Origin of the sequence: Erwinia aphidicola, from assembly GCF_024169515.1 — a bacterium.
Classification (GTDB): Bacteria; Pseudomonadota; Gammaproteobacteria; order Enterobacterales; family Enterobacteriaceae; genus Erwinia; species Erwinia aphidicola.
This window is the reverse complement of the sequence record NZ_JAMKCQ010000001.1, coordinates 100640-125170: the sequence shown is the minus strand read 5'-3', so window position 1 is coordinate 125170 and position 24531 is coordinate 100640. Positions and strand designations below refer to the sequence as shown.

The window sequence follows — 24531 nt, the reverse complement described above, 5'->3', positions numbered from 1 at the left end:
TTGCATTTTTTTGGCACTGAGCCAATTTATTCTTGTTACGGATTACATGGTAATCCTTAAGCACACCGGGTAAAGCCTGGCATCATGGTTGTGATGCTGGCCAACGTGATACGTGGGAAGAAACAGCACAGCTTGTGTTTTTCCGCGGGCGTTTTTCATTTTTCCGGGGTATTAAGGAGAGTTCAATGGCTAATTCCGCCCGTGGCGCGGTTATTATTCTTGCCACCTGCCTGAGTAGTCAGACGGCGCTGGCCGCGCAACAGCAGCCGGTCGCGGCATTTAACTGGCGCGCGGCACCGACCGAAGAACAGATTGCTACCCTGACCCTGCGCGATGCCATCCTGCGCGCTTTTGCCCGCAACCCGAAAATTTCTGAAGCTGCCGCACAAATTCGTGTTGGCGACGCCGATCTCGATGCGGCGAAAAGCGCGTGGTATCCGCAAATCTCGCTGGCGGCCAGCGGTGGGCGCTCGCAGCAGACCGACTCCGCAGGCAGCCTGAACAACAGCGCTTCTGGCGGCATCACCCTCAGCCAGCTGCTGTATGACTTTGGCCGCACCGGCGGGGCGATTGATGAACAGCACAAGCTCTCTGAAGCCTATCAATATGCCCTTTACGACACCATGACCACCGTGGCGCAGGACACGCTGCAAGCCTATCTGTCGGTCAAGCGCTACCAGGCGCTGGTGGAGGCCGCGCGCGCCAACATTCGCTCGCTGGAGCGGGTGCGCGACATGGCGAAACTGCGCGCCGACGCCGGGCTTAGCTCGCAGTCCGACGTATTGCAGGCGTCAACGCGCATCGCCGGGATGAACGCCAGCATGGAGCAGTATCGTGCGCAGGAGCGCTCGGCGCGCGCGCAGCTGACGGTGCTGACCGGAGTGATGTCCGACAATCTGCCGGAACTGCCGAAGGCACTGCTCAACCAGCAGGTCACGCTGGATAAGATTGCCTATGAGAAAAGCGCTGCGGTGCGCAGCGCGCAGGCCAAGCAGGAAGCGGCGATGGAGCGCGTGCGCCAGGCCTCCTCCAACCACTGGCCGACCATCAAAGTGCAGGCGGGGCGCACCCGCTATGAAAACCAGAGCCGCTCTTACTGGGACGACGAGCTGCAACTGCAGGTCGAAGCGCCGCTCTATCAGGGCGGGCTGGTTAATGCCAAAACCCGCGCCGCCGAGGGCGACCGCGAAGCCGCCGAAGCCGCCATCCAGCAGTCAAAGCTGCAAATCAACCAGAATGCCTCCACCGCCTACGCCGACATGATCGGCGCGCAGCAGCGCCAGCAGGCGGGTGAGATGCAGCTGGACAGCGCGGATCATACGCGTTCGGTCTACGCCGATGAGTACAAACTGAACAAACGCAGCCTGAATGACCTGCTTAGCGTGGAGCAGGATGTCTTTCAGGCCGACAGCGGCCGCCTGACGGCGCTGTACGACGGCTGGGATGCCACGGTCCGCTACGCTGCCGCCGTCGACAATCTGCTGGATATTTTAGGCATCGATCGTGAAGCAAACAGTGGGCAAACGCTGCCGTCGCTGTAAAGCGGCCGTGTGCATGACAACCAGATAAGGCAGTTCTATGACGAAACAAACCGCAACCACCGAAAACTGGATCGATGCCATGCTGCGCGTGGCGGCGCGCTTCGGTAAGCCGGCCGATGGAAAAACCCTGCGTCAGCAGATGCGCTGGTTCGAACACCTCAGCCCGCCTCAGCAGCTGGAGCGCCTGGCCGGGCTGCTCGGTCTGCATCTCACCATGACCCCGCGCGATAAGATCCGCTGGCGACAGGAGGTCACGCCGGTGGTGCTGATCATGGAGAACGGCAGCGTGGTGGTGCTGGAAGCCATCGACGGCGAAGGTAACGCCCGCTACTGGCTGAGCGACGGCGGCGACGTGGTACGCGAAAGCGAGCTGGCGCTGCTGCTGGCCCAGAGCCAGCAGGAGGTCGGCATCGTTGGCGTGGCGGCGCGCGGGCGCGATGCGCGCATCGATGAATTTGTTCAGCCGTATAAAGAGCACTGGTTCTGGCACAACTTCAAAGGAATGGGGCGCCGAATTGGTGAGATCTCACTGGCCTCGATTGTTGGCAACGTGCTGGCGCTGGCCGGGATCCTGTTCTCGATGCAGATCTATGACCGGGTGATCCCCGCACAGTCCGAATCGACGCTGTGGGTGCTGTTCGGCGGCGTACTGATCGCGGCGGTGATTGAATATCTTATCCGCCTGATGCGTACCCAGGTTTCCGATCTGATGGGGAAGCGCATCGACCTGAAAGTCTCCTCCATGCTGTTTGCCAGGGCGATGAACATCCGCAACGAGGCCAGGCCCAAATCCACCGGTTCGTTTATCTCCCAGCTGCGTGAGATAGACCAGGTGCGCGAGCTGTTGACCTCCACCACCGTCGGGGCGGCAGCAGATATGCCGTTTGTCATCCTGTTCCTGTTTATCATGGCGTTTATCGGCGGCCCGCTGGTGATTGTGCCGCTGCTGGCGATCCCGCTGATCGTCATTCCTGGCCTGCTGATCCAGATCCCGATGGCGAAACTGGCAAAAGAGGGGCTGCGCGAAGGGGCGCTGCGCAACGCGATCCTGGTGGAGACCATTGAAGGGATTGAGGATATTAAATCGCTGCAGGCGGAGCCGTACTTCCAGCGCCAGTGGGAGCAGACGCATGAAGTGAGCGCCGCCATCGGCATGCAGCAGCGACTGTGGGGCGCCCGGCTCACCGGCTGGGCCTCCAGCGTGCAGCAGCTGACCTATGCCAGCATGCTGGTATTCGGCGTCTATCTGGTGCTCGACGGCGCAATTACCACCGGTACCCTGGTCGCCAGCAGCATGCTCTCCTCACGCACCATTGCGCCGCTGATGCAGCTGACGATGGTGTTCTCGCGCTGGCAGCATGCAAAAAGCGCGATGAACGGTCTGGACGAACTGCTGAAAAAGCCGCTCGACCAGCCGGAGGAGGGCGAAATGGCGCACTGCCCAACGCTGACCGGGCACTACGATCTGCGCGGCGTGCAGTACAGCTATGAGGAAGAGAACCCGAAAAACGTGCTGACCATCAATCAGCTGCAGATTAAACCGGGGGAGCGCATCGCCATTCTTGGCCGCGTCGGTGCCGGAAAATCGACGCTGCTCAAGCTGCTGGCCGGCCAGGCACTGGCCAGCCAGGGCAAAGTGATGGTCGATGGCGTTGATCTGCGCCGTATTGACCCGGTGGATCTGCGCCGTCAGCTCGGCTGGCTGTCGCAGGATTCACGCCTGTTCTTCGGCACGCTGCGCCAGAATCTGATGCTGGGGAATCCCCACGCCAGCGAGCAGGATATGCTGCAGGCGCTACGCGTCAGCGGGGCGCTGAGCCTGATCCAGCAGGATGCCGCCAGCCTCGACCGCATTATTAATGAGGGTGGGCGCGGGCTGTCCGGCGGGCAGCGGCAGATGGTGATGCTGAGCCGTATGATCCTGCGCCAGCCGCAGGTGGTACTGATGGATGAGCCGACCGCTTCAATGGATGAACAGCTGGAAGAGCATGTGATTAAGCAGATGCAGGGCTGGTTGAGCGGACGCACGCTGGTGCTGGTCACCCACCGCCCGGCGCTGCTGAAAATGGTCGATCGCATTATCGTGATGGACAACGGGCGGGTCATCGCCGACGGCCCGAAAGATGAGATTCTTAAGCGTGCCACTGCTGCCAGCACCCCGCCGGCCGCCACGCCCGCCCGGGGAGATGCCGCATGAGCCTGGTATTGATCGACCGCAGCCTGAAAAAAAATGAACGGCGCACCTCCGCCATTATCTGGATCTGTACCGCTGCGCTGGTGCTCTTTATTGTCTGGGCGCACTTCGCCATTCTTGACGAAGTTACCGTCGGTACCGGCAAGGTCACCCCGCTCAGCCGTGCGCAGGTGATCGAAAGCCTCGACGGCGGCATCGTCGATGAGCTAAACGTGCACGAGGGCAACATCGTGGAGAAGGGGCAGGTGCTGGCAAAGCTCGACCCGACCCGCTTCCAGTCGAACTTCGGCGAGGCGGCCTCCAAAGCGACCACCCTGCGCGCCTCGGCAGAGCGCCTGCGCGCGGAGCTGACCGGCGCACCGCTGCAGTTCAGTGCAGCCACCCTGAAAGAGCCAGACCTGGTGGCGCGTGAGACCCAGCTCTATCAGTCACGGCGCCAGAACCTGACGGAAACCGTTAGCAACCTGCAACAGTCGAAAAAGCTGGTGCAGGACGAGCTGCGCATGACTGAGCCGCTGGTGGCAAAAGGTGCAGCCGGTCAGGTAGAGGTGATCCGCCTGCGGCGTCAGGTCACTGAGCTGCAGGGAAAAATTGACGAAGCGCGCAATGACTACGCGGTACGCGCCCGTGAAGAGCAGGTAAAAAATAACGCCGACCTCGACGCTCAGCTGCAGGTGATGACCGGTAAAGAGGATCAGCTCACCCGCGCCACAATCTATTCGCCGGTGCGCGGTATCGTGAAGGATATCCAGGTCACCACCGTAGGCGGCGTACTGCAGCCTGGCGGCAAGCTGATGGAGATTGTGCCGTTAGAGGATCAGCTGCTGATTGAAACGCGCATTAACCCGCGTGATATCGCCTATATCCGCCCCGGGCTACCCGCCACGGTGAAGGTGACCGCCTATGACTCTTCGATCTATGGCGACCTGCACGGCGAGGTGGAAACCGTGTCGCCGGATACCTTACAGGATGAGGTCAAACGCGATCAGTACTACTACCGCGTCTATGTGCGCACCGACAAAGCCGAGTTGACCAATAAAGCAGGGCGCAAATTCCCTATCGTGCCGGGCATGGTCGCCAATGTTGAAATTAAAACGGGCCAGAAATCCGTCATGGATTACCTGATTAAGCCGCTGAATAAAGTCAAAGAGTCGCTGCGTGAGCGTTAGATATTACGGCCAGGCTTACTGAAAGGGGCAGTTATTTTCGGCGCTTAATTGATTGGCAATTTAGAGAGGAGCACGCCGGATATTTTTCAGTTATCTGGCGTAAATTCCCGGCAAAGCGGGGACTTATTTTGTTGCCGTGGTTAACTTTACCGTTATTGACATTTTTTGACGCTGGGTGAAAAAAGGCAAAAAAATGCCGGGAACTAAGCCCGGCGGGAATACTAAATGTGGCAACTCATTCGGGGTGAATGAAGGTAATACTGAAATAAAATGATGATAGCGGGGTAATAATACATCCACATGGGTGAAAATTTTTATCATTCAGTGCGCAAGGATAGGTTTCCAGTTAAGTTGATGTAATTATGGACTTATCTTATTTTCTTGTCTTTAGATGCCATAATTTTTATCTATTTGTGCTGTATAAAAGTTCCGCTTAAATTACATTTTGTAATATTTTTACCTTAAATGAAACACTTTCGGAAATTCAGTATCATTTTCCTGATAGATTATTACTCACCTCGGCTTAACATGACACTTCGTGCTCAAATCCATATTCAGCACGCAGTGGCAAATAAGACTTATAATCGAGAGGGTAATAAAATGAAACTTCGCGTTCTTTCCCTGATGGTCCCGGCATTGCTGGTTACAGCATCGGCCGGTGCAGCAGAAATTTATAACAAAGACGGCAACAAACTGGACCTTTTCGGTAAAGTTGACGGCCTGCACTATTTCTCTGACGACTCCGGCACCGATGGCGACCAGTCTTACCTGCGCTTTGGCTTCAAGGGCGAAACTCAGATTTCAGACCAGCTGACCGGTTACGGCCAGTGGGAGTACCAGGCTGCGCTGAACACCGCAGAATCTCAGGGTACGGCAAACAGCTACACGCGTGTTGGCTTTGCTGGTGTGAAATTTGGTGATGCTGGCTCTTTCGATTATGGTCGTAACTATGGCGTAGCCTATGACATCGGCGCATGGACCGACGTGCTGCCAGAGTTCGGTGGCGATACCTACGGCGCGGACAACTTTATGTTCCAGCGCGGTAACGGCATGGCGACCTACCGTAACAACAACTTCTTTGGTCTGGTTGACGGCCTGAACGTCGCCGTACAGTACCAGGGCAAAAACGACAGCGATGCAGAAGTCGCCGGCAACCGCAGCGCCACCGCGCAGAACGGTGATGGCTACGGTCTGTCTGCCACCTATGACTTCGGTCAGGGCTTCAGCGCCGGTGCGGCCATGTTCTCCTCCGACCGTACCAACACTCAGAACAGCGCAGCGCTGCTGGGTAACGGTGACAAAGCTGAGGCTTACACCGGTGGTCTGAAATATGATGCCAACAATATCTACCTGGCCGCGATGTACACCAAATCGTACAACGCCACCCGTTTCGGCAGCACCGACAACCCAGCCGCCTACGGCTTTGCGGATAAAGCAGAAAACTGGGAGCTGGTTGCTCAGTACCAGTTCGACTTCGGCCTGCGCCCATCCCTGGCATACGTGACCTCACGCGGTACCGACATTCAGAACTGGGGCACCCAGAACCTGAAGCAGTACATCGACGTGGGCGCCACCTACTACTTCAACAAAAATATGTCTACCTATGTTGATTACCAGATCAACCTGATGGACAGCAACGACTTCACCGAAGCCGCCGGTATCAACACCGACGACGTGGTGGCAGTGGGCCTGGTTTACCAGTTCTGATCAAAAGGGTCGGCCCGACTGTAGGGGCCGATCGTCTTTTCCGAACGGCCCATCGGGGCGACCTTTTTTTCCGGTCGCCCCTGTTCAATATCAACCTGTCTACGCGGCAATCACGCCCGCTTTCTTCTCACTACTCTGATCTTTCGTTGGCAGGTAACTGCCTTCCAGCCCCATCCCACCGAGCGTAAACAGCGAAAAACGCAGCAGGCGACGACGTGCCTGGTTCTCTTTAACCGAATTTTTGTTGCGCATCGTAGTATCCCTCGCGGTCAGCAGAAAACATTTTCTGTCTCCAGCCATGCTTGCAGAAAACGTGCCAGCTAAGCGGGGGCGATTGAGGCGGGATTAAGGTGCGGCAGGGCAGAATAGCTGCGCTAATACGGTGCAGCGCGCACGAAGAGAGTGCCGCAAGGGCAACTCCCCTGGCCAACAGGGGAGCCGGGTTAGCATCAGCGATAGCGCGGGCGATGCAGCTGGCGGGTGTGTGTCTGCTTGTAATGCTTATAGCCCGCAAAGATAATCAGTGCGGTGGAAATCATGAGAAGCGCGAAATAGATCATTATGGCTCTCCTGTTAAGGGTGAAAAAAGGGGGCGGGGATCGGCCCTGTTCAGCCACTATCCTGGTGAGAGCACGCCGCAAGATCAAGGTCTCGAATCTGAGTTTTTCCTGCGCGATAACCCGGATCGGACCAGTTTTTAATTAAGATTACAGGCAAATATGAAGAGTAATTGGCGGTGTTTTTTAAGTTTTATGGTGGTTTGCTTGCTGGCAGCCTGTGACGCGCCTCAGCCATCGAAAGGTCCTGATGGTATGGTACTCGAAGGGCGCACTATGGGAACATTCTGGAGAGTTAGCCTGGCCGGAGTGGCAGCGGATCGGCGCGCGGCGCTGCAAACAGCGGTTCAGCAGCAGCTGGACAACGACGACCATGAGCTGTCGACCTGGAAAAATGACTCGGTGCTGTCACGGTTTAATCACTATCGCGGTACGGACCCGCAGCCGGTGAGCAACAATATGGCGGATATCGTCACGCTGTCGCTGCGCATTGGCCAGCAGACGCAGGGCGCGATGGATATCACCGTCGGGCCGCTGGTGAATTTGTGGGGCTTCGGGCCGGATAAGCAGCCGGTTAAAACGCCGGACGCGCAGCAGATCGCCGCCGCACGCGCGCTGACTGGCCTGCAGCACTTGCAGGTGATCAACCGCGCCGGGCAGGCCTGGCTGCAAAAAGATCTGCCCGGGCTGTATGTTGATCTCTCTACCGTCGGCGAAGGCTTCGCCACCGATCACCTGGCGCGCCTGATGGAGCGGGAAGGGATCAACAACTATCTGGTATCGGTCGGCGGGGCAGTGCTGACGCGCGGGAAAAACGCGCAGGGCAATGCCTGGCAGGTGGCGATCCAGAAACCGACCGATAAAGAGAATGCGGTGCAGGCAATTGTCGATTTACAGGGCCACGGCATCAGCACCTCCGGCAGCTATCGCAACTATTATGAACTGGACGGTAAGCGCATCTCGCACGTCATTGACCCGGCAACCGGGCAGCCGATTCAGCACAAGCTGGTTTCTGCCACGGTGATCGCCACAACCGCGCTGGAGGCCGATGGCTGGGATACCGGGCTGATGGTGCTGGGTACCGAGCGCGCGAAAGCGCTGGCGCTGCGTGATAAACTGGCGGTGTATCTGATCTACAAGCAGGGGGATCGCTTTGAGAGCTGGATGTCGCCGCAGTTTGCTGCCTTTCTTACCCCGTCCTCCACGCACTGATTAAGGAGAGCCGATGCTCGATCTGTTTGCCGAAGATAGCCCGTGGCAGGAGCCGCTGGCAGAAGGGGCGGTGATCCTGCGCCGTCGCGCCCGCGCACGTTCAGAAGAACTGATGACGCTGGTGGAGCAGGTCGCGGCAGAGAACCCGTTTCGTCACCGCATCACGCCCGGCGGCCACCGCATGTCGGTGGCGATGACCAACTGCGGTGATTCCGGCTGGACCACCGATTCACGCGGCTATCAGTACAGCGAGCAGGATAATCTGAGCGGGCAGCGCTGGCCCGCGATGCCGCCGCTGTTTCGCCAGCTGGCGGTGACCTGCGCGCGCGAGGCGGGGTTTAACGGCTTCAATCCCGATGCCTGCCTGCTCAACCGCTACCAGCCGGGGGCGAAACTGACGCTGCATCAGGATAAAGACGAGCGCGACCTGCGCCAGCCGATTGTTTCTGTCTCGCTGGGGTTACCGGCGATATTTCTGTTCGGCGGCTTCGAACGCGGTGATGCCTGCCAGCGCGTGCTGCTGGAGCATGGCGATGTGGTGGTGTGGGGCGGTCCGTCGCGCCTGCGCTATCACGGCATTTTGCCGCTTAAGCCGGGCATTCATCCGCTGGCCGGGGCGTTCCGCTTTAATCTCACCTTCCGCCGCGCCCGCTAATTTCCCCCGCGGCACTCTCCCGAATGAGAATTGTTATTGATATCGTCTTGCTTCTCATTAAACTGCAAGCTGCTTTTTTACCTGCCGGGATGTTTTCATGGAGTTGCTTCACGTCGTTTACAAGCAGTACCGCTGGCCGTTTATTCTGGTGATTGTGCTCAGCCTGCTCAGCGCCGCGCTGGGGATCGGGCTAATCGCGTTTATTAACCGCGAGCTGATCGTCACCTTAAATTCCTCGCTGATGGTGCTGCCACAGCTTCTCGGCCTGCTGCTGCTGCTGATGGCGGTAACGCTTGGCTCGCAGCTGGCGCTGACGCTGCTCGGCCACCACTTTGTCTACCGCCTGCGCGGCGAGTTTATCAAACGCATCCTCGACACCCGCGTAGAGCGCATTGAGCAGATCGGCAGCGCACAGCTGCTGGCCGGGCTGACCAGCGACGTGCGCAATATTACTATCGCTTTTGTGCGCCTGCCGGAGTTAATCCAGGGGATTATCCTGACCGTCGGCTCTGCGGCCTACCTGGCCTGGCTGTCGCCGAAAATGCTGGTGGTGACCGCCGTCTGGGTGGCGATCACCATCATCGGCGGCTGGCTGCTGGTGGCGCGGGTTTACCGCCATATGGCAATCCTGCGTGATACCGAAGATAACCTGTACGCTGACTTCCAGACCATTATTGAAGGGCGTAAAGAGCTGGCGCTCAACCGTCAGCGCGCGCAGCAGATCTTCGACGAGGTCTACAGCGTGGATGCCAAAACCTACCGTCATCACATCGTGCGTGCCGATACCTATCACCTCAGCGCGGTGAACTGGTCGAATATTATGATGCTCGGCGCCATCGGGCTGGCGTTTTACCTCGCCAACAGCCTGGGCTGGGCCGATACCGCCGTGGCGGCAACCTACTCTCTGACGCTGCTGTTCCTGCGCACGCCCATGCTGTCAGCAGTTGGCGCGCTGCCGACGTTACTCACCGCGCAGGTGGCATTTGACAAGCTGAACAGGTTTAATCTGGCGCCGTATCAGGCGGAGTTCCCGCAGCTGCCGGCGGCAAAAAGCTGGCAGACGCTGGAGCTGCGCAATCTGATGTTCCACTACGGCGACCACGGTTTTGCCGTTGGCCCGGTGAACATGACGCTGAAGCGTGGCGAGCTGGTGTTCCTGATTGGCGGCAACGGCAGCGGTAAGTCAACGCTGGCGATGCTGCTGACCGGGCTGTATCAGCCGGTTTCCGGTGAGATCCTGCTGGATGGCAAGGTGATTGATAGCGCGGCGATGGACAGCTACCGCCGCATGTTCTCGGCGGTGTTTACCGACGTGCATCTGTTTGATCGGCTGATTGATGACCAGGGTAAGGCGATCGATCCGGCGCTGGTGCAGAGCTGGCTGGAACGCCTGAAGATGCAGGACAAGATCAAGCTGGAGGGCAACCGGGTGCTGAACCTCAAGCTGTCGAAGGGGCAGACTAAGCGCCTGGCGCTGCTGCTGGCAACCGCCGAACAGCGTGACATTCTGCTGCTGGACGAATGGGCGGCGGATCAGGACCCGCACTTCCGCCGCATTTTCTATCGCGAGCTGCTGCCGTGGTTAAAGGAGATGGGGAAAACGGTGTTTGCCATCAGCCATGATGACCACTACTTCCTGCATGCCGACCGCCTGCTGGAGATGCGTGACGGCGTGCTGAGCGAGCTGACCGGCATTGAGCGCGATGCCGCCACGCTCGACGCGGTAAAACGCACCGATACCGATACCGATACCGCAGCGGGTTCCCCCCCGTAGGGGGCGACCATTTTTTTCGGTCGCCCCGTGCTGCAGGTTTGCACCGGCCGCAATGAAGACCATTTTTTTCGGTCGCCCTCGACGCGGTGAAACGCACTGGTACCGCAACGGGTTGACCGAAAAAGAAGGTCAACCCCTACAAAACAACGTGTTCGCCCCGTGCCGCAGGTCCTACAATACTTTCGCCAGAAAACGCCGGGTGCGTGGGTGCTGCGGCTGGTTCAGCACCTGCCGTGCACTGCCCTGTTCGACAATCTTTCCTTCCACCATAAACACCACCTGGTCCGCCACCTCGCGGGCAAAACCAATCTCGTGGGTCACCACCACCAGCGTGGTGCCGGAGCGCGCCAGCTTTTTAATGGTGTCCAGCACTTCGCCCACCAGCTCCGGGTCCAGCGCTGAGGTGGGTTCATCGAACAGGATCACCTTCGGGTTAAGCGCCAGCGCCCGGGCAATGGCTACGCGCTGCTGCTGGCCACCGGAAAGGTGGCGCGGCCAGGCATCGGCCTTATGGCGTAGCCCGACGGCTTCCAGCAGTTCCAGCGCCCGCCGTTCCGCTGCCTCGCGGCTGAGCTGCTTATGAGCCAGCGGCGCTTCAATAATATTTTCCAGTACCGTCATATGCGGGAACAGATTGAAATTCTGGAACACGTAGCCGACGCCGGTGCGCTGGCGCAGGATCGCTTTCTCCTTCAGCTCGTACAGCCGGTTGCCGCGCCGCTGATAGCCAATATAGTCGCCGTCAATGCGGATAAAGCCCTGGTCCACGCGCTCCAGATGATTAATCGCGCGCAGCAGGGTGGACTTGCCGGAGCCGGACGGGCCGATGATCACCGTCACCGAACCCGGCGTCAGCTCCAGTGAAACATCGTCCAGCGCTTTAAATTTGCCGTAACTTTTACTCACCCCGGCGATGGAGATATGGCCAAGGGTCGGGACGTTTTCCAGTGCAATCGCTTCAGACATGGTTAGCTCCTGATTGGGGTGATGGCGGCGGCGCCCGGCGCAGTGGTTGCGGTGCGCGACCCGGATTCACGCGTGGCGCCGCGTGCCAGCCAGCGCTCAACATAGTGCTGAACGGCGGACAGAACGGTGGTGATAATCAGATACCAGACCGCCGCCACCATCAGCAGTGGGATCACCTGCTGCGTGCGGTTGTAGACCATCTGAATGGTGTAGAACAGTTCCGGCATCGCCAGCACGTAGACCATCGCGGTGCCTTTGGCGAGGCTGATAATCTCGTTGAAGCCGGTCGGGATAATCGCCCGCAGCGCCTGCGGCAGGATAATGCGATAGGTGCGGCGTGAGGCGGGCAGGCCGAGCGCCGCAGCGGCTTCAAACTGCCCCTGATCGACCCCGAGAATGCCGCCGCGAATAATCTCCGCGCTGTAGGCCGCCTGCACCAGCGTCAGGCCAATCACCGCAGTGCTGAACTGGCCGAGCACGTCGATAGTGTGGTACTCAGCCAGCGTTAGCGCGGTAAACGGAATGCCAATCGACAGCGTGTCGTACAGGTAAGAGAAGTTATAGAGAATAATCAGCACCACAATCAGCGGCAGCGAACGGAACAGCCAGATATAGCTGAACGCCAGCCCGGAGAGCAGCCAGGAAGGGGAGAGGCGCGCCAGCGCCAGCCCGACGCCGAGCACGATGCTCAGTACGCTGGCAATCAGCGTCAGCAGCAGCGTCTGCCCCAGCCCGCTGAGGATGGCCGGGTGGAAGAACCAGTGGGCAAACACCGACCACTCCCAGCGTGGATTAAACGCCACCGACTGGATCACCACCGCCAGAATAAACAGCGCAATCGCCGCACCCACCAGCCGCAGCGGATAGCGGGCGGGCACCACGCGCAGGGTTTCAGTCGATTTCATGGGTGGCTCCTGTTGTGGCATGCTGATGCAGCGCTTTGGTAAAGCGCAGGCGGCCATCGTAAGGGGCGCGGCTGTACTCTTCCGGGTCGCGCGTGGTGTCAAACTGCGGCTGATAGCCGTGCGACAGATAGAGGCGCACCGCCTCCGGCTGGCGGAAACCGGTGGTGAGATACACCTGACGATACCCAGCCTGCAGTGCCAGCCGCTCCAGCTCCTGCAGGATTTTCAGCGCCAGCCCCTGGCGACGCAGATCGCCGCGCGTCCAGATACGCTTCAGCTCGGCGGTTTCCGCATCCAGTGGCTTATAGGCGCCCATGGCAATAATCTCGCCGTCGCGCTCCAGCACCACAAACATGCCGCGCGGTGGCAGATACCATTCGGTCAGTTCAACCTCGGCATCGCGCGCAAAAAAGTCGCCGTAGCGCGCGCTGTATTCACCGAAAAGCCCGTCGATAATCGGTTCCAGCTCCGGGGCTTCCGGCGACAGCTGGCGAAATTGTTCATGGCTCATACGGACCTCCGTTAATCGCCCAGACCGGCCGGGTTAATTTCTGAGTGGTCAAGGCGCTCAATGCCTTCGCCCCAGCGGTTCAGCACTTTGTCGTACTCGCCGCCTTTGATCACGCCGTTCAGCGCGGCATTCACCGCCGTCACCAGACCGCTGCCTTTCTTCAGCGTCACCGCGATGTGCGCCGCTTTTGGCCAGCCGCCGTCTACGCTGCCGACCAGTTTGGTTTTGCCGGTCAGCGCCGCTTTCCATGCGCCAATCACGTTCGGGCCGAAGTAAGCATCGGCGCGGCCGGACTGGATCGCCAGTGTCTGCGCGGCATCATCCTTGACGTAGATCGGCGTGAAGGCCTTCAGGCCGTTTTTCTGGTTCTCTTCATCCCACGCCAGCAGGATCGCTTCCTGATTGGTGCCGGAGCCGACAATAATCCGCAGCCCGGCAATATCCGGCGCTTTGGTCAGTGAGGTGATTTTGCTGTCAGATTTGACGTAAAAACCCAGCGAGTCCTTGCGGTAGGTGGCGAAGTCGAACTTCTCTTTGCGCGCTTTGGTCACCGTCACGTTGGTGATGGCCGCATCATATTTGCCCGAGCTGACGCCCAGCGGCCAGTCTTCCCACGAGGTAGGTACCACATTCAGCTCCAGCCCGAGGCTGTCGGCCACCAGGCGGGCGATGTCTACCTCGCTGCCCTGCAGGGTTTTATTGTCGTCGGAGAACAGCGTTAACGGCGGGGAGTTAAGCGCGGCAACCGCCACGGTAAACTTGCCCGGCTGCGCCAGACGCAGATCCTTCGGCAGCAGCGCGACCGCCTGCGGGTTGACCGGCGCATGGATTGGCGCGGCGTTGGCTTCGACGCTGATCCCGGTGCCGTTCACGGTGACGGTTTCGGCGCGTGCCGTGATGCTGAGTAACAGCGAAGCGCTGAGCAGGCTGAGGAGCAGTGTTTTTTTCATAGTGAGTGACTCTTATTATGTGTGCAGATGAAAGTTCGGCAGTTCCCTGCCGGTTAAGCGATCTCGTGTAATGCATCCTGCGCCAGCTGGCTGAAATAGTGCGCAGCGGGGGAGAGCAGGGCCTCGTCCGGGTTAAACGCGGGATGATGCAGGCCAAACTCGCTGGCGCTGCCGATGCTGACAAAGGTGCCGGGGGTATCATGCAGATAGAAGGCAAAATCCTCGCCGCCCATCTGCAGTTCGGCGTGCTGCACCTCGTACCCGGCGCGTGCCGCCACCCGTTTGCTGAACTCGGCCCAGCGCTCGGTGTTGACCACGGCGGGCGGACCCGGGTGCCAGTTGAGTTCGCTGCGCGCGCCAAACCCGGCGGCAACGCCCTCAATCAGCTTCGCGAGGCGCACGGGCACATCACGGCGAATGGCATCGCTGTAGGTGCGCACGGTGCCTTCCAGCACCACTTTTTGCGGCAGCACGTTCCAGGTATTTCCGCCCTCAATACGCGTGACGCTGACCACCACCGTTTCCAGCGGGCTGTAGCTGCGGCTGACCAGCGTTTGCAGAGCCGTGACGATCTGGCTGGCAGTGACAATGGCATCGACCCCTTCCTGCGGGCGGGCGGCATGTGCCCCTTTGCCGTACACCTCGATTTCAAAGCGGTCGACGTTGGCGTAAAACGGGCCGCCGCGCGTGGCGAAGGTGCCGACCGGCAGCTCCGGAGCGTTATGCATGCCGAAGATTGCCGCGACGTTTTGCAGCGCGCCGGCGGCGATCAGCGTTTTGGCCCCGCCGAAGCGCTCTTCCGCAGGCTGGAACAGCAGCCGCACGCGGCCGGGTAAGGTTTTTTCACGCGCTTTTAGCAGCCGCGCCGCGCCGAGCATCACCGAAGTATGCACATCGTGACCGCAGGCATGCATCACTCCGGCGTTGCGCGAACGGAACTCGACCGCTACCACCTCTTCTATCGGCAGGGCATCGATGTCGGCGCGCAAAGCAATCAGCGGCTCGCCCTGACCGATTTCCGCCACCACGCCGGTCGCCAGATCAAACGGCAGCAGGGTGATGCCGTCAGCCCGCAGCCAGTTTTTAATGCGTTCGGTAGTGGCGAACTCCTGATTGGAAAGCTCGGGAAACTGATGCAGCTCGCGGCGCCAGGCGATCAGCTGTTGGGCAAAATCGTGGCTCATAATACGGCCTCCTGCGCGATGGCGGGCTGGCGGCTGGCGAGCAGGCGCAGGGAGGTGAGGCGCGGTACCGCGGCGTTGAGCGGCGTATCGATGATAAATTCCTCGACGCCAAACTGCTGGTGCAGCTGCGCCAGCCGGGCGTGAACCTGGGATGCAGTTCCCTTCAGCACCGCCGATTCACGCGGTTCGATGCGATGCCGGGTAGCACCCGACTGGCGAATAAACGCCTGCGCCTGCTCAAGGTTGCCCACGGTGACGCTCTGACCGTTATCCACATGAACCCGGTATTGCTGCAGGTCCGCTGCCAGCAGTTCGGCTGCGGCCGGGGAGTCGGCGACAATCACCTGTACCGCCAGCAGTGCGGATTTGCCGCCGCTCAGGTCGCGATACGCTGCCAGCGAGCGCTCCAGCTCCTGACGGTCACCGTTCAAATGCGCGGCGAAAACAAACTGCCAGCCCAGCTGTGCCGCCAGTCGGGCGCTGGCTTCGCTGGCCCCCAGCAGAAAACGTTCGGCGGGGCGGGCGGGCAGCGGCGTCGCCAGCAGCTGGTCCTCCTCTTTGCCCGTGGGTCTGGCATTCAGCCAGCTATCCAGCAGCTTGAGCTGGCTGGCAAAATCGCCTTTCTCTTCAGCATGCACGCCAAGCTGCAGGGCTTTGGTCGACAGCGGCAGGCCGCCCGGCGCTTTACCGACGCCAAGATCCACCCGGCCCGGGGCCAGCGCGGCCAGCAGGTTAAAGTTTTCCGCCACTTTATAGGGGCTGTAGTGCTGCAGCATCACGCCACCGGAACCGACGCGCAGGTGGGTAGTGTGCGCCAGAATCCAGGCGATAAGCACTTCCGGCGACGGGCTGGCCAGCGCCTGAGTATTGTGATGCTCGGCCAGCCAGAAACGATGATAGCCCAGCGCCTCCGCCTGCTGTGCCAGGGCTACGGTGCGGGCCAGCGCGGCAGATGCGCTCTCGCCTTCGGCCAGCGGGCTTTTATCCAGTAAGCTCAGTCGGTAAGCCATAATGCATCCTTGTTCAGTTCAGATGCGGGCAATTATTGAAGGGCTGAAGGGGGGCTGTAAAACAACAAATCTGGCTTAAAACAGTCGCCAGACGGGAATGGCGGCCTTTGCCGGAAAACGCAAATAGCTGTGAGAAATGGGTATTTTGCCGCAGGGCGATCGTCAGGTTTAATCAGGGTTCACTGAGCAGAGGAGAACAGAGTATGAAAGGGTTCTGGCAGCACTTTACGCGTTATTTTGAAGGCCCCTCTGGTATGGCAACCTTTGACAGCTGTCGCGTGGTCGAGGCGATGATACCGATGATCGAACTGTACGGTGTCGATCTCTATGAGCTGACCACGCCGGAGCCGCGTGGACAGGATGAAAACCGCTAACGCAAGCTTATCACTGCTGCCCGACGACCCAGGTTAACACCTCGTCGGGCTGCACCTGCGCTCTGCCAATAAACTCCCGCCCGGCCACCATCTCTGTTGAAAAAGTGTGCGTCAGCCGCAGCGTCAGCTGTTGCAGATCGTCACTGCAGGCCACCACTTGCGCCGCGCTGAAATCCATAAACTGCAACAGCTGCGGATAGAGCGCTTTGTACAGGCTCTCCTTTAGCGAGAACACCACCGTCAGAGCCAGGTTAAACGGCAGGCTGCACTGCTCCAGCAGGCGCTTTTCCGCCGCGTTGATTAACATATGCTGGGTTTCGGCGGCAGTTTCCGCCGTCATCAGGCGTTCGCAATCCACCCCCAGTAGCAGTCCGCGCTCCCGCGTCAGCAGCGCGCATACCCGATGCTGCGTATGGGACAGCGACCCACCGATTCCCTCAGGCCAGACTGGCGCGCGGTCTTCCCCGTTACGCAGCACAAAACCCTCAATCCCCAGCGTTTGCATCGCCTGCTGAATGCAGTAGCGGCTGACCAGATATTCAGCGCGGCGCTTTTTCACGGCGCGAATGAGATGCGCGGGTGGGGTGATGTTCAAGGTGCTGAACAGGGATTCCGCAAACTGGCTGGCGTCGAAATGCACATCAAGTAGCAAAATAGCCGGATAGTCGTCGAGGGGGCGCAGGGTGTAGTTACTGAACAGTGGGGTGCTTAGGGCAGACATAGCCACTAACCTGTGTAAAAAAGATAAAATATTTAAACAGGTTAATGGCCGGATATCAAAAGCTACTTTAACGCATCAGTGATTTGGCGGTATCGCCATGCTTTTCAGAGAGACGACGAAGTGATCGTCACCCTTGGAGATTTTAGCGCCGCGGTCACACCACTGGCTGGCCAGGCGAAAGAAATCATCGCTGCCGATGTCGTAAGCCAGTTCTACTTTGCTAATCCCGGAGTACAGCATTTCTTCTGCATCTTTAAGGTTTTTTGCTTTGATCGTCGCCATGGGTTTGATCCTGTTTACGGATTGCCGGGAAAGTGTAGCGACAGCCTATGATATTACTGTGACAGTTTTGTTGCAGGGTTGAAAATTGAGAAGATCGCCACAATTTTACGACCAGTGAAAACTTTAGCTACAGTGAAAAAAAACTGTAAAGAGGCGCCTTTTTTCCTCCCCTTTTTCGCCGCGTTAACTACACTTTTTAGCCTTTTCAGGGCAGGAAATTCTGAAAATCGATGTAAGACGGCAGTCTTAATACCAAATTCTGCGCAGCGGTCTAATGTTAATAAGGTTATAAAAACAACAAGGCGATAAGGGTCTGGAGATGTTTACTTTTTATTATATTAATAAATTACCACAGCAAAATGGCCTGTACGGCGTCCATGTCAAGGGCTGTCGCCACCTTCCTCCCGTGCAGCAGCGCGAGTTTCTCGGCAGTTTTTTCTCAGCAAGCGATGCATTAAGAGTGGCCAGGCTGCGATTCGGACCGGTGACCCGCTGTCAGTCCTGTCTGCATCCCCAGGGAACCCCGCCGGCCCGCCGTCAGCGTCAGCAGGCAGGTAAAGCACAGCCGGGCAGTGGCAAGCACTGCGGCCAGTAGCCCTGAAACAAAAAAGGAGCTAATCGTAAGATTAGCTCCTTTTCTATTGGAGTATTTTGGTCGGCACGGAGAGATTTGAACTCTCGACCCTCGCCACCCCATGACGATGCGCTACCAGGCTGCGCTACGCGCCGACAGATGACGTTATATTACTCAACTTCACTTCGATTGCAAGCGGCTAACATCTTGACTGCGCAGGATTTGTGCAGTTAATTGGCGATAAAGCGCTTCTCGTCGGTCAACACCTGTAATAGCAGTGCCAGCTGCGGCTTATGGTCTTTCAGACTATTGCCCTGACTATCCCATGCGGCATAGCTGCCGTTATTATCCAGCGCCAGCGTCTCCTGTGGGGTGGTGATCAGCAGCTGATGGTTGGTGCTGCTGGCAACCCAGTTATGACGTCGCTGAGCGGCAAACAGATCCTCGCCCTGCGAGTAATCCACCGCAGGGGTGCTGACGTGCAGCAGCCGCTGCATCAGGGTGGTCATGATGTCCTGATGATCGGTGAGTTTATTCACGGTTTGCGCCGGCGTGTTTGGCCAGTGTACTACCAGCGGCACCTGCAGCATTTCACGATTCCCCGCTACGGCTTCGCCATCCAGCACTACGCCGTGCTGGGCGGTGATCACCACCACGGTATTCGCCAGCAGACCTTTCTGATCGAGCGTGGTCAGCACGTTCTGAATCTGTTTATCCACGTTACCGGCTGCGCGGTTGTAGTGGCGCAGCGTAGTTTTATCCGCACTGTTGCTGTCATCTGCCGTCGACAGGGAAATATAGGAGAACCACGGGCTGCTCACATTTTTATGGCTGTCCAGCCAGCGCTGCCACTGGCTGGTGGTATCCGCGTTGGACTGATTTTGCGCGCTCGGCAGTGAGAAGTCGGACAGCAACGCCTGACGATACAGCGGCGAATTAAAGCCGTCGCTGGCAAACAGGCCAAACTGGTAACCCTGCTGGCTTAGCGCATTGATCAGCGTTGACGGCACGCGCGACGACAGCACACCGTCCATATAGCTTGGTGAGATACCGTAGAACAGGCCGAAAAGACCGCTGTCTTCTGAGCTGCCGGAGCTGAAGTGCTGGCTGAAGCGCACGTTATCGTCGGCGAAGCGCATCAGATTGGGCAGCGATTTCGCCATTGAGGCTTCATTCAGGCCATCAACGGTGATCACCAGCAGATTATTGCGCGTGCCTTTATCGCTGAAGGTGATGTCGTTAAGCGGGTAAGCCACCGATACCGCTTCTGGATTGCCCTGCTGGACCAGACGGCGCTGGTACTCCTGCGCATCCAGCAGCCCGTGTTTTTCCAGGAAGCGACGCGCGGTCATTGGATAGGAGAGCGGCAGGTTAGAGCGCTGCATGGTGATCGGGCGATAGAAGTTAGCATCTGCCCAGATATACATCAGATGGCTGGTAAAAAACGCGGTGATAAACAGCCCGGCCAGCGGTTTACCAAAGCTGCGCCGGTTGAGGCTGCGCAATTTCTGCCAGCTCCACGTCGCGAATAGCATCTCAACGAGGAAAATCGCCGGCACGCTGATAAACATCAGCTGCCAGTCGCGCGCCATCTCACTCTGGTCGGGGTTAACGACCAGTTCCCAAACCACCGGATTCAGGTGCAGGTGGAAGCGGGCGAACACCGCGCTGTCGATGAGGATCAGCGTCAGCCCGGCGGTGGCAATAATCGCCGACAGGAAACGCAGCAGGCGTTGCGACATCACCACAAAGGTGAGCGGGAAAACAATCAGCAGATAGGCGGCAAAGACAATAAAGCTGAAGTGACCAATCCAGCTGCTGAAAGAGTAGATACGTCCGGCCAGCGAGGCTGGCCAGTCGGAGACAAACAGGTAACGGCTGCCGAGAACAAAGGCAAAAATGATGTTAAACAGGGCGAACCAGTGCCCCCAGCTGATCATCTGGGAGACTTTTTCTCGGTAGCGCTGTCGATTTGTTACCATAGCGGGATCGGGGCGTCTCTTTAGTGGGCTTTGTCGTTGTTGATCACGGAAGCCTGCAGGGCTTCGGCAAACGAACGAGCCATATGCTGGCGCTGCGCAGGTGCCACGCTGGTGTTAAGTAGATTGGTCACCATATTTCCCAGAACCATCAGGGAAAGATCGGTTGGGGCCTGGTTTTGTTCCAGAACCTGCACCATTTCTGCGAGGATGCGTTCCACGCGTTCGTTACTGTAGCGAGATGATTGGGCCATGAGGTCAATTTTACTGAGATTTAAAAGGCGCTATCTTACCGTAAGAGCGCATTTTTTTCTGCATTTTTATCGTAATCATCCGCGTAAACTTGTTGCAGTTGATCGTAAAGGCGCACAGTGATTGAATACGCGCCTGTGCTTAAAGGAGAGTTTACCATGAGTCTGGATATCGACCAGATTGCCCTTCACCAGATGATCAAACGTGACGAACAAACGCTTGAGCTGGTCCTGCGCGATTCACTGCTGCCGTCCAATGTGACCGTGACGGCGATGATGGAAGAGCTGCATCGTGTTTACAGCGCCAAGAGCAAAGCCTACGGCCTGTTCAATGAAGAGAGCGAGCTGGCCGATGCGCTGCGTAACTGCCGCAAGGGTGAGAATGACTTCCTGGCGTTCAGCCGCGCGGCCAGCGCACGCCTGCGCGATGAGCTGGGCAAGTACCCGTTTGCGGAAGGCGGCATTGTGCTGTTCGGCCACTACCGCTATCTGGCGGTTGAGTACCTGCTGATTGCGGTGCTCAGCAGCCAGAACAGCATGCGCGTTAATGAAGAGCTGGATATCAGCAGCACGCACTATCTGGATATCAACCACGCGGATATTGTCGCGCGTATCGATCTGACCGAGTGGGAAACCAATCCGGAATCGACGCGCTATCTCACCTTCCTGCGCGGGCGGGTAGGACGTAAAGTCTCCGATTTCTTTATGGACTTTCTCGGCGCCAGCGTCGGGCTGGACACCAAAGCGCAGAACCGCGGCCTGTTACAGGCGGTGGATGATTACTGCGAAGAGGCGAGCCTGGATAAAAACGAGCGTCAGAACTATCGCCAGCAGGTCTCGACCTACTGCAACGAGCAGCTGAAGTCCGGTGAAGAGATTGAACTGGCGGAGTTGTCGAACGAGCTGGCGCCGCTGGGAGAGAAAACCTTCCAGGCGTTTACCCAGGAGCAGGGCTACGAGCTGGAAGAGAGCTTCCCGGCCGATCGCAGCACGCTGCGTCAGTTAACCAAGTTTGCCGGCAGCGGCGGCGGCTTAACCATCAACTTCGATGCGATGCTGTTAGGCGAGCGTATTTTCTGGGATCCGGTGACGGACACGCTGACCATCAAAGGCACGCCACCGAACCTGCGCGACCAGCTGCAGCGCCGCACCAGCGGGAAGTAGCCGCAGGGAAGAGGGGGGCCATAACGGGTCGATGCTACCACTCTTTTTAGGGGCTGACCGCTAAGGTATCCTCTGAATTGCCCCCTCGCTATACGCCTGCTAACCGGTCTGAGCACGCCGGAACGGCAAAAGACGCTCCCTGCGGGCCTCGGCACGCGGCATCCCTGCCGCGTGACGTCCGGCTTACCTCAGGCTGAGCTCAGCCCCCGCTATCATTGTGCTCGCTGTGGGTTTACAACTGCGACGATGAGGCTATGTTGAAAGCAGCCTTCCTCCTCAAAGCGACAGCTGTCATCCCGCGATAATATTCAGATCAATTTTTATGGGGATACCTCAGGGGCGACCTTATTACTGAAGAAATTCTAGTAGGTAGAAGTTTTCGGAAGTTCGACCAAGATGCTTAATCTCAACCTATGCTGGCTCGGCAGGCATTTGAGGTAGTGAAAAGTAATCTTTTTCAATTTTCCTGATTTCTTTCCAGTCCGTATCCAATTGTTCGAATTTCTTATGAAACAATCCGACCATACCGATGGCTGTCTGTAAGCCTGTAGTGACCTGAAGTATGTCACCGGGCTTCACCCAGCGCTTTACACTAACAAAAGACGGGAGGTTTTCAATTCTGTCCCACGGAAAGCCCCTGAATTCACGATCTGAGACTGGCGAAACCAACAGTATATGACCGCAGAAGCCGCTGAATACGGGGTCCTGACTGATGCTGTCGATAAAATGTGACGTATTAACAAAGGCGTTTACTGTAGCGGAAACATGGTTTTCGCCCGTAACGGCTGTGGTCAATAAAGGGTCGAGGCTTCCATGAAGGCGGGAGTTCAGCTCAACGATGACCGGGCCTTCACTGGTTAACATAACTTCCATGTGTGATGGGCCATAATTTAGCCCCACCACATTCAAAACCTTTTTAGCGTAATCAATAAGCTGTGAGTAACTCTGCTGCGTATGATCGACCACCATCATTTTTTCAAGCCGTGGCGACTCGCGGCGGTCGCGATCAACTTGCCATACGCTGACAACTTTGTGAATTCCCTTAAAAGACACGATGTCAACAATAAATTCCTGACCTTCTGTACAGGATTGAACCAGAATTTCATTCTGATCTTCATTATAATAAGATTTAGAGTTGAGAATGCTTTCAGAAGCCTCCCGGATCTGAGAGAGGGTGTGGCATACCTTTACTCCGCTTACACCTGCTCCGCGTGTAGGTTTCACCACGACCGGCAGGGTCAGATGAGTGCGTGTCCATTCCACGATCCCAGCAACCTGATCTGACTGATACTGTTTTGGCGTGAGTAAACCGCTACGGTGCAATATTTCAATCTGTTCATATTTATGACGGCGGGCTTTTGCCAGATGCCCGGGGTTTTTATAGGGGACGTCAAGTGCATCAGCAAGTTCGGAGGCAAGCTCAATGCCACTCCCCCCGCCTGGTAAAACCACATCGATTTGCAAATCTTTCAGCATATTTGCCAGCACACTAATGTCTCCCTGGTAAACGACACTACGTATAAAGTCTGTATGAATGATTTGCACTTTGAGCCGATCTGGCAGTGACTCACTGCTGAGTACGTGCACGCATTTAATGCCATAAGAACGAAAAGCAGGCGCCAGATAGGCGCTGGTTGATGCACCATCCACAATGGCCACAGTATTTATTAATTTCATTTAATCAGTCTCGAGTTGATTAGTCCGCATTAAAATTTTTGTGTAAACGTATGCCCTGCGATTGCGGTTCCTCAGGTGCTGTGGGCCATAAGTGATGTGTATAATGTCATTCTTCAATTCTCCACTTTCAGCAAACGCCCAGGGCAGCGGATCGCTTTCCAGGAAAAAATTAACGCAGGCATAGGCGTCAGGAATAAACTTCACGGGAACAGTAACGTCTTTCCCCTGAAGTTTATTGAGAAGGTTTTCAATCATGTCGAAGCTGTAGGCATCGCGTACAATGTCACAGATAAAACTGCCTGCAATTCTGGGATTCATTTCAATAATGCTTGCCAGACCATCATTCACAATGCAGTCAATATGAACCGGACCCCAATTCAGCCCTGCTGCTTCGACTGCTCGAGAACCTGTTTCGATAAGATTGCGTAGCGCTTTCTCATCTATATTAAGTTCTGAAGTATAGCCGCGTTCAAAAAAATCATTGCCGTAACGTTTAGACTTGCGTATGGCTCCCACATATTTCCCGTCAAAATATTCCACGCAGTATTCTGCACCTGGTAAATATTCTTCCAGAAGAATAATATCGCTGGGAACCAGGTCGGGTCTCAGGTTTTTTTGTTCGGCAAGGAAATTAAGGTGGCTGATGACTTCAGAGTAAAGATTGCATAGTTTTACACCATTGCTGGCAGTCCCCTCTGAGGGTTTTACAACTACTGGAAATTCAAGTTTGTCGAGGATTTCTGATTTTTTTTCAAGTTCTGAAAGGCTAATTTTCCAAAACCCGGAAGTGGGTATTTTATTAGCGCTGAATATTTTCTTCTGTTGATGTTTTGACACTGCACGGGAGACGCACAAGACGTCTGGCCCTGGAAGATTAAGCGCCGAGTTTACCTGCGCTGTAACACATGCGTACACATCGTTTAACGTGGTGATTCTCAGGCTGGATTCAGGAGTTGGATAATTTCCCTTAATCCAGTTAGTGATGATACTGACACTTGAGGTTATATACTCTATTACAACGACAGGAGAAAAAATTCCGTCTATTTTGTCCTCGGGGTTGCTTATTATTGTTACGTCAATCCCTCTGTTTAGCGCAGTATCAACCAGTGTCAGGCTGGTTCCCGTTTTGCGGATGCCAATAATTACAAGCCTCATCATGCTTACTCTCCTGTTT

The 24531-nt window shown here is 57.1% G+C and carries 21 protein-coding genes, 1 tRNA gene and 1 pseudogene; 9 read left to right on the top strand and 14 right to left on the bottom strand.

What is annotated here, in order from left to right:
* The first annotated feature begins 185 nt into the window (after nt 1–185).
* The 4 genes from J2Y91_RS00545 to ompC all read left to right on the top strand — a co-directional run bounded on the left by J2Y91_RS00545 (nt 186) and on the right by ompC (nt 6611).
* Nucleotides 186–1541, top strand: coding sequence for a TolC family outer membrane protein (locus tag J2Y91_RS00545; protein ID WP_253536795.1), 1356 nt, complete (start codon nt 186–188; stop codon nt 1539–1541).
* A 37-nt stretch (nt 1542–1578) separates the two neighbouring features.
* Complete coding sequence (locus J2Y91_RS00540; RefSeq protein ID WP_062818158.1) at nt 1579–3738, top strand: type I secretion system permease/ATPase; 2160 nt, start codon at nt 1579–1581, stop codon at nt 3736–3738.
* Entirely contained in the window at nt 3735–4904 is a 1170-nt protein-coding gene (locus J2Y91_RS00535) for a beta-barrel domain-containing protein (RefSeq protein WP_062818159.1), read from the top strand. Before J2Y91_RS00540 ends, J2Y91_RS00535 begins: the two co-directional genes overlap by 4 nt.
* A gap of 600 nt (nt 4905–5504) precedes the next feature.
* Nucleotides 5505–6611, top strand: coding sequence for a porin OmpC (gene ompC, locus J2Y91_RS00530; protein WP_099754255.1), 1107 nt, complete (start codon nt 5505–5507; stop codon nt 6609–6611).
* 99 nt (nt 6612–6710) lie between these two features.
* On the opposite strand, the gene J2Y91_RS00525 is transcribed toward ompC, so the two are convergent.
* Complete coding sequence (locus tag J2Y91_RS00525) at nt 6711–6863, bottom strand: hypothetical protein (protein WP_166643170.1); 153 nt, start codon at nt 6861–6863, stop codon at nt 6711–6713.
* A 467-nt stretch (nt 6864–7330) separates the two neighbouring features.
* On the opposite strand from J2Y91_RS00525, the gene apbE reads away from it, so the two are divergent.
* From apbE to J2Y91_RS00510, 3 genes are all read left to right on the top strand, one after another.
* The gene (apbE, locus tag J2Y91_RS00520) at nt 7331–8380 is read left to right on the top strand and encodes an FAD:protein FMN transferase ApbE (RefSeq protein WP_301291972.1); all 1050 of its coding nucleotides are present in this window, start codon (nt 7331–7333) and stop codon (nt 8378–8380) included.
* Between the two features lie 13 nt (nt 8381–8393).
* Entirely contained in the window at nt 8394–9035 is a 642-nt protein-coding gene (gene alkB / locus J2Y91_RS00515; protein WP_133623224.1) for a DNA oxidative demethylase AlkB, read from the top strand.
* 97 nt (nt 9036–9132) lie between these two features.
* Entirely contained in the window at nt 9133–10809 is a 1677-nt protein-coding gene (locus J2Y91_RS00510; RefSeq protein ID WP_133623225.1) for a multidrug ABC transporter permease/ATP-binding protein, read from the top strand.
* A 171-nt stretch (nt 10810–10980) separates the two neighbouring features.
* Here J2Y91_RS00510 and J2Y91_RS00505 read toward each other — a convergent pair whose 3' ends face one another.
* The 6 genes and pseudogenes from J2Y91_RS00505 to J2Y91_RS00480 all read right to left on the bottom strand — a co-directional run bounded on the left by J2Y91_RS00505 (nt 10981) and on the right by J2Y91_RS00480 (nt 16335).
* Nucleotides 10981–11775: an amino acid ABC transporter ATP-binding protein gene (locus J2Y91_RS00505; RefSeq protein ID WP_133623226.1), complete on the bottom strand. Its 795-nt coding sequence runs from the start codon at nt 11773–11775 to the stop codon at nt 10981–10983.
* A gap of 2 nt (nt 11776–11777) precedes the next feature.
* Complete coding sequence (locus J2Y91_RS00500) at nt 11778–12680, bottom strand: amino acid ABC transporter permease (RefSeq protein WP_048915485.1); 903 nt, start codon at nt 12678–12680, stop codon at nt 11778–11780.
* Nucleotides 12667–13191 carry a GNAT family N-acetyltransferase gene (locus tag J2Y91_RS00495; protein ID WP_048915486.1) on the bottom strand — a complete coding sequence of 175 codons (525 nt, stop codon included), beginning with the start codon at nt 13189–13191 and terminating at the stop codon, nt 12667–12669. The genes J2Y91_RS00500 and J2Y91_RS00495 overlap by 14 nt, the downstream gene beginning before the upstream one ends.
* An 11-nt stretch (nt 13192–13202) precedes the next feature.
* A pseudogene (locus tag J2Y91_RS00490) lies at nt 13203–14153 on the bottom strand (ABC transporter substrate-binding protein); the annotation flags it as partial.
* 41 nt (nt 14154–14194) lie between these two features.
* A complete protein-coding gene (locus tag J2Y91_RS00485) occupies nt 14195–15325 on the bottom strand; it encodes a M20 peptidase aminoacylase family protein (protein WP_133623227.1) in 1131 nt (376 codons plus the stop codon).
* A complete protein-coding gene (locus J2Y91_RS00480) occupies nt 15322–16335 on the bottom strand; it encodes an MsnO8 family LLM class oxidoreductase (protein WP_133623228.1) in 1014 nt (337 codons plus the stop codon). The genes J2Y91_RS00485 and J2Y91_RS00480 overlap by 4 nt, the downstream gene beginning before the upstream one ends.
* Before the next feature lie 203 nt (nt 16336–16538).
* Here J2Y91_RS00480 and J2Y91_RS00475 point away from each other — a divergent pair, with 203 nt between their 5' ends.
* A complete protein-coding gene (locus J2Y91_RS00475; protein WP_166643171.1) occupies nt 16539–16709 on the top strand; it encodes a hypothetical protein in 171 nt (56 codons plus the stop codon).
* A gap of 10 nt (nt 16710–16719) precedes the next feature.
* Here the strand turns inward: J2Y91_RS00475 and J2Y91_RS00470 are convergent, their stop codons facing one another.
* The 5 genes from J2Y91_RS00470 to J2Y91_RS00450 all read right to left on the bottom strand — a co-directional run bounded on the left by J2Y91_RS00470 (nt 16720) and on the right by J2Y91_RS00450 (nt 20519).
* A complete protein-coding gene (locus tag J2Y91_RS00470; protein WP_133623229.1) occupies nt 16720–17430 on the bottom strand; it encodes a 4'-phosphopantetheinyl transferase family protein in 711 nt (236 codons plus the stop codon).
* Nucleotides 17431–17505: 75 nt separating this feature from the next.
* Nucleotides 17506–17712, bottom strand: a complete 207-nt coding sequence (locus J2Y91_RS00465) for a hypothetical protein (protein WP_048915491.1) — start codon at nt 17710–17712, stop codon at nt 17506–17508.
* Between the two features lie 652 nt (nt 17713–18364).
* A tRNA-Pro gene (locus J2Y91_RS00460) sits at nt 18365–18441 on the bottom strand.
* 75 nt (nt 18442–18516) lie between these two features.
* Nucleotides 18517–20268 (bottom strand): LPS biosynthesis-modulating metalloenzyme YejM, encoded by a 1752-nt coding sequence (gene yejM / locus J2Y91_RS00455; RefSeq protein WP_133623230.1) that lies wholly within the window; start codon nt 20266–20268, stop codon nt 18517–18519.
* A gap of 20 nt (nt 20269–20288) precedes the next feature.
* Nucleotides 20289–20519: a YejL family protein gene (locus tag J2Y91_RS00450; protein WP_048915494.1), complete on the bottom strand. Its 231-nt coding sequence runs from the start codon at nt 20517–20519 to the stop codon at nt 20289–20291.
* 156 nt (nt 20520–20675) lie between these two features.
* Here J2Y91_RS00450 and yejK point away from each other — a divergent pair, with 156 nt between their 5' ends.
* Nucleotides 20676–21680, top strand: a complete 1005-nt coding sequence (yejK, locus tag J2Y91_RS00445; RefSeq protein ID WP_133623231.1) for a nucleoid-associated protein YejK — start codon at nt 20676–20678, stop codon at nt 21678–21680.
* Between the two features lie 411 nt (nt 21681–22091).
* On the opposite strand, the gene J2Y91_RS00440 is transcribed toward yejK, so the two are convergent.
* Together J2Y91_RS00440 and J2Y91_RS00435 are read right to left on the bottom strand one after the other, a co-directional pair.
* On the bottom strand, nt 22092–23357 hold the full coding sequence (locus tag J2Y91_RS00440; protein ID WP_133623232.1) for an ATP-grasp domain-containing protein: 1266 nt from the start codon (nt 23355–23357) through the stop codon (nt 22092–22094).
* Nucleotides 23358–24515: an ATP-grasp domain-containing protein gene (locus J2Y91_RS00435; RefSeq protein WP_133623233.1), complete on the bottom strand. Its 1158-nt coding sequence runs from the start codon at nt 24513–24515 to the stop codon at nt 23358–23360. It abuts the gene before it with no gap.
* Nucleotides 24516–24531 lie beyond the last annotated feature (16 nt).